Origin of the sequence: Kitasatospora sp. NPDC001539 (assembly GCF_040298565.1) — a bacterium.
In the GTDB taxonomy this organism is placed as follows: Bacteria; Actinomycetota; Actinomycetes; order Streptomycetales; family Streptomycetaceae; genus Kitasatospora.
The window spans coordinates 1-6388 of sequence record NZ_JBEPAK010000330.1 but is presented as its reverse complement, the minus strand read 5'-3'; the positions used below and the strand labels follow the sequence as shown (position 1 = coordinate 6388).

The window sequence follows — 6388 nt, the reverse complement described above, 5'->3', positions numbered from 1 at the left end:
CCCGCTGGACCACCACCGGCCAACTCGAATTCCTCGGCCGCACCGACGACCAGGTCAAGATCCGCGGCTTCCGCATCGAACTCGCCGAGGTCGAGACCGCCTTCACCACCCACCCCACCGTGGGCCACGCCCTCGCCCTCGTCCGCGAGGACCAACCCGGCGACAAACGACTCGTCGTCTACCTCACCCGGTCGGCGACAACCGCCAGCGGCACCGCCACCCCCGACCCCGTCACCCCCGCCGAACTCCGCGCCCACGCCGCCGAACGCCTCCCCGCCTACATGCTCCCCGCCGCCATCGTCACCCTCGACACCCTCCCCGTCACCCCCAACGGCAAAGTCGACCGCCGCGCCCTCCCCGCCCCCGACTACCGCACCACACCCCAAGGCCGCGAACCCCGCACCGAGCGGGAACGGAGCCTGTGCGAGCTGTTCGCCCAGGTGCTCGGCGTGGCCACGGTCGGCATCGACGACGACTTCTTCGACCTCGGCGGCCACTCCCTCCTCGCCACCAAACTGGTCAGCCGCATCCGCACCACCCTGGGCGTCGAGATGTCGATCCGCACCCTCTTCGACCACCCCACGGTCGGTGAGCTCGCCACCGCGCTGCCGGCGGCCCGCAAGGCCCGTCCCGCCCTCAGGCCGATGCGCCGGCCGGGCAGCCCGTCGTAGGTCGCTCCCCGCCGTCCGGCACCGTCGGCCGGCACGACCGTCACGTCCACCCTGCACGTCACCGCCCGGAGGCAGACCTTGATCCCGTTGTCGTTCGCGCAGCAGCGGCTGTGGTTCGTCGAACAGCTCGAAGGCCCCAGCGCGCTCTACAACACCCCGTTCGCCGTCCGGCTCACCGGCGAGGTCGACCCCGCCGTCCTCTCCCGCGCGCTGCGGGACGTGCTCGTCCGGCACGAGGTGCTGCGCACCACCTTCCCGGCGGTCGACGGCCGGCCGCACCAGGTGATCGCCGACCCGGACGGCTCCGCCGTCGAGTCCGTCGAGGTGACCGCCGTGCCGGTGGCCGACGAGGCCGAGCTGACCGCGCGGCTGGACGAGTCCGTGCGGCACGTCTTCGACCTGGCAACCGAACTCCCGCTGCTGTGCCGGCTGTTCTCCCTACCGCACGGCGAACACGTGCTGCTGGTGCTGATGCACCACATCGCCAGCGACGGCTGGTCCGTCGGCCCGCTCTTCCGCGACCTCGACACCGCCTACCGCGCCCGCCGCGCGGGCACCCGCCCGGCGTGGGAAGCACTGCCCGTCCAGTACGCCGACTACACGCTCTGGCAGCAGGAGTTCCTCGGCGCCGAGGACGACCCGGACAGCGTGATCGCCACCCAACTCGGCTACTGGCAGGCGGCGCTGGCCGGCTCCCCGGAGGAACTGGCCCTCCCCTACGACCGGCCCCGCCCGGCCGAACCCACCCGGCGCGGCGGCGCGGCCGACCTCGCACTCGACGGCGAACTGCACGCCGCGCTCGTCGAGTTGGCGACGCAGGAACGGGCCAGCCTGTTCATGGCCCTCCAGGCCGCCGTGGCCGTGCTGTACACCCGGCTCGGCGCGGGCACCGACCTCCCGCTGGGCACCGTGGTCGCCGGGCGCACCGACGAGGCCCTGGACGACCTGGTCGGCTTCTTCGTCAACACCCTGGTGCTGCGCACCGACACCTCCGGCGACCCCACCTTCCGGGAGCTGCTGGAGCGCGTCCGGCGGCTCGACCTCGACGCCTTCGACCACCAGGACATCCCCTTCGACCGCCTGGTCGAACACCTCAACCCGGCCCGCACCCCGGCCCGTCACCCGCTCTTCCAGACGATGCTGACGCTGGACAGCGACCAGGACCTGCCGTCCGACTTCGCCGGGCTGACCTGCCGCGCGCAGGACCTGGACCAGCACCTGGCCAAGTTCGACCTGACCTTCGCCTTCGTGGAGCAGCACGACGACAGCGGAGCCGCCAACGGCCTCACCGGTGCCGTGGAGTACGCCGAGGAGTTGTTCGACCACGCCACCGCCGCGACGCTGGGCGAGCGCCTGGTCCGGGTGCTCCGGGCCGTCGTGGCCGCCCCGGACACCCCGATCGGCGGGATCGAGGTGCTCAGCCCGGCGGAGCGGGAGCGGCTGTTCGCGGACGGCAGGGGCCCGGTGGCGGCGCTGCCCGAGGGCGGGCTGCCCGCGGTGTTCGAGGCCCAGGCCGCCGCGACGCCCGACGCCGTCGCCCTGGTGGCGGTGGACGGCGAGCTGACCTATGCCGAACTCAACGCCCGCGCCAACGGCTTGGCGCGTCGGCTGGTCACGGCCGGCGTGGGCATGGAGACGCCGGTCGCCCTGCTCATGGACCGCTCCGTCGCGCTCGTGGTGGCGATCCTGGCCGTCCTCAAGGCCGGCGGCACCTACGTGCCCCTGGACGACGCCCAGCCCGACGAGCGCCTACGGGCCGTCCTCACGGACGCCGGTGCCCGGCTCGCGCTCACCGACCCCGGACACCAGGACCACCCGGCCCTGGAGGGACTGACCGTCCTGCCGGTCGGCGACGGCACCGCCGACAACCTCGAACTACCTTTTCATGCGGACCAGTTGGCGTACGTGATGCACACCTCCGGCTCCACCGGCACCCCCAAGGGCATCGGCATCACCCACCGCTCGGTCATCGACCTCGCCCTCGGCGGCACCTTCACCACCGGCAACCACTCCAGCGTGCTGGTCCACTCCCCCACCGCCTTCGACGCCTCCACCTACGAACTCTGGACCCCACTCCTCTCCGGCGGCCGCGCCATCCTCGCACCCCCCGGACGCCTCGGCGCCACCGAACTCGCCCACACCATCCACCACGGCAGCGTCACAGCCGCCTGGCTCACCGCCGGCCTCTTCAACGTCATCGCCACCGAGGCCCCGGAAACCTTCACCGGCCTGCGCGAGCTGTGGACCGGCGGCGACGTCGTCTCCCCCGCAGCCGTCCGCCGCGTCATGGCCGCCTGCCCCGACCTCACCGTGGTCGACGGTTACGGCCCCACCGAGACCACCACCTTCGCCACCTGCCACGCCATGGCACGCGCATCCACCGTGCCCCACACGGTGCCGATCGGCCGCCCGCTGCCCAACACCCGGGTGTACGTGCTGGACGCCGGGCTGAGACCCGTCCCGGCCGGCGTGGCCGGCGAGCTGTACATCACCGGCCCCGGCCTCGCCCGCGGCTACCTCGGCCGCCCCACCCTCACCGCCGAACGCTTCACCGCCTGCCCCTACGGCGACCCCGGCACCCGCATGTACCGCACCGGCGACCTCGCCCGCTGGACCACCACCGGCGAACTGGAGTTCGTCGCTCGCGCGGACGACCAGATCAAACTCCGCGGCTTCCGCATCGAACTCGGCGAGGTGGAAACCGCCTTCGCCGCCCACCCGGCCGTCGGACAGGTCGTCGCGACCGTCCGCGAGGACCAACCCGGCGACAAACGACTCGTCGTCTACACCACCGGCACCGCCACCCCCGCCGAACTCCGCGCCCACGCCGCCGAACGCCTCCCCGCCTACATGGTCCCCGCCGCCGTCGTCACCCTCGACACCCTCCCCATCACCCCCAACGGCAAGATCGACCGCCGCGCCCTCCCCACCCCCGACTACGCCGAAGCCGCCCAGGGCCGCGCCCCCCGCACCACCACCGAACGAACCCTCTGCGACCTCTTCGCCGACGTCCTCGCACTACCCACCGTCGGCATCGACGACAACTTCTTCGACCTCGGCGGCCACTCCCTCCTCGCCACCAAACTCACCAGCCGCATCCGCACCACCCTCGACACCGACCTCCCCATCCGCACGCTCTTCGACCACCCCACCGTGGCCGCCCTCGCCCCTCTGCTGTCCGGCGCCGCCGCCCGTCCGGCTCTGCGGCCGCAGCCCAGGCCGGCGCGCGTCCCGCTCTCGCCGGCCCAGCAACGCCTCTGGTTCATCGACCAGTTCGAGGGCCCGAGCGCGCTCTACAACACCCCCTTCACCGCCCGGCTGACCGGCGAGATCGACACCACCGCCCTCGCCGAGGCCCTGCGGGACGTCGCGGACCGGCACGAGGCGCTGCGCACCACCTTCCCCAGCACCGACGGCCAGCCGCACCAGCAGGTCGTCCAGGCCGACCGCGTCGTCCTCCGCACCCGCAGCGTGGCCGACGAGGACGAGCTGCAGGCCGCCGTGTCCGAGGCCGCCGGTGAGGTGTTCCGCCTCGCCGAGGACCTGCCGATCCGGGTGTCGCTGTTCTCGCTGCCGAACGGCGAACACGTGCTGCTGGTCCTGCTGCACCACATCGCCGCCGACGGCTGGTCCCTCGCCCCGCTCCTGCGCGACCTCGCCACCGCCTACCGGGCCCGCCGCAGCGGCTCGGCACCCGACTGGCGGCCGCTGCCCGTCCAGTACGCCGACTACACCCTCTGGCAGCGCGAACTCCTCGGCACCGAGGAGCAGCCCACCAGCGCGCACCGGGGCCAACTGGCCTACTGGCAGCGAGCCCTGGCCGACGCACCGGAGGAACTTGCCCTCCCCTACGACCGCCCGCGTCCGGCCGCCCCCAGCCACCGCGCGGGAACGGTGGAATACCGGATCTCTCCCGAACTGCACCGCGCCCTCACCGAGTTGGCCGCCGCGCAGAACGCCAGCCTGTTCATGGTCCTCCAGGCCGCCGTCGCCACCCTCTACACCCGGCTCGGCGCCGGCACCGACCTGCCCCTCGGCACCCCCGTCGCCGGACGAACCGACCAAGCCCTCGACGACCTCGTCGGCTTCTTCGTCAACACCCTCGTCCTGCGCACCGACACCACCGGAAACCCCACCTTCCGGCAACTGCTGGACCGCGTCCGCCACACCGACCTCGACGCCTACGACCACCAGGACATCCCCTTCGAGCGCCTGGTCGAACACCTCAACCCCACCCGCACCCCCGCCCGCCACCCCCTCTTCCAGACTGTGCTGACCTTCGGCAGCGGCCCCTCCCCCGTGCTCACCCTCGGCGAGGCCGGCGGGGTGCTGGAGGGCGCGGGCGCGGCCCAGGCCCACTTCGACCTGAACTTCAACTTCACCGAGCAGTACGGCGGGAACGGCGCCCCGCTCGGGGTGGCGGCGGCCGTCGAGTACGCGGCGGACCTCTTCGACCACACCACCGTGACGGCCTTGGTGGAGCGCCTGCTCCGCGTTCTCGACGCCGTCGCCACCGACCCGGACACGCCCGTCGGCGCGATCGGGATCCTCGCCCCGGGCGAGCGCGAGCAGCTGCTCAGCGGCTGGAACGACACGGCCGCCCCGGTCGCCGACCGCACCCTGCCAGAGCTGTTCGAGGCCCAGGCCGCCGCCACCCCGGACGCCGTGGCCGTGGTCTCCGACACCGAGGAGCTGAGCTACGCGGAGCTGGACGCGCGGGCCGGGAAGCTGGCAGCCGTGCTGCTGGCGGGCGGGCTGGCGGTGGAGGAGCCGGTCGGGATCCTGATGGACCGCTCGGCCGACCTGGTCGCGGCGATCCTCGCGGTCACCAAGGCCGGCGGCACCTACGTCCCGTTGGACCCGCGCTACCCGCTGGACCGGATGCGGCACATCCTCGCCGACACCGGGGCGCGGCTGGTCCTGGTCGACGCGGCGCACCGCGACCATCCGGTGCTCGCCGACGGCGGCCCCCGCGCGCTCGACGTCGGCGAGGCCTCCGCCGCCGAGCCGGCCGGGCGGCGCTCGCACCCGGGCCAGCTCGCCTACGTGATGTACACCTCCGGTTCGACCGGGGTGCCCAAGGGCGTCGCGGTCACCCACCGCAACGTGGTCGACCTGCTGGCCAACCGGCACTTCCACGAGGGCCACCACGCCGGTGTCCTGCTGCACTCGCCCACGGCCTTCGACGCCTCCACCACCGAGGTCTGGGCGCCGCTGGTGACGGGCGGACGGATCGTGCTGGCGGCGCCCGGGCAGCTCGACCTGCGTGCTCTGGCCGCGACCATCACCCGGCACGCGGTCACCCTGGTGCAGGCGCCCTCGGGCCTGCTGCGGCTGATGGCGGAGGAGACCCCGGAGGCGTTCCGGGCCGTGCGCCAGGTGTGGACCGGCGGCGACGTGGTGCCGCCGGAGGCCGTACGGCAGCTGTTCCGGGTCTGCCCCGGGACGGACGTGGTCGCGGTCTACGCACCGACGGAGACGACGGCCATCAAGACCACCTTCACCATGACGCCCGGCACGGACGTCCCGGACGTGGTGCCGATCGGCCGCCCGCTCGCCAACACCCGCGCCTACGTCCTCGACGACACCCTCCAACCCGTCCCGGCCGGAGTCCCCGGCGAGCTCTACCTCGCCGGCGCCGGCCTCGCCCGCGGCTACCTCGGCCGCCCCACCCTCACCGCCGAACGCTTCGTCGCCTGCCCCTACGGCAACGGCAA

2 protein-coding genes are annotated in these 6388 nt (G+C 73.5%); both read left to right on the top strand.

Annotated elements, in window-relative coordinates:
* The coding region (locus ABT247_RS30725) for a phosphopantetheine-binding protein (RefSeq protein WP_350749124.1) at positions 1-671 on the top strand (671 nt) is incomplete at its 5' end.
* 78 nt (positions 672-749) lie between these two features.
* Positions 750-6388, top strand: a 5639-nt coding sequence (locus ABT247_RS30720) for a non-ribosomal peptide synthetase (RefSeq protein ID WP_350749121.1), incomplete at its 3' end; no start/stop codon positions are given.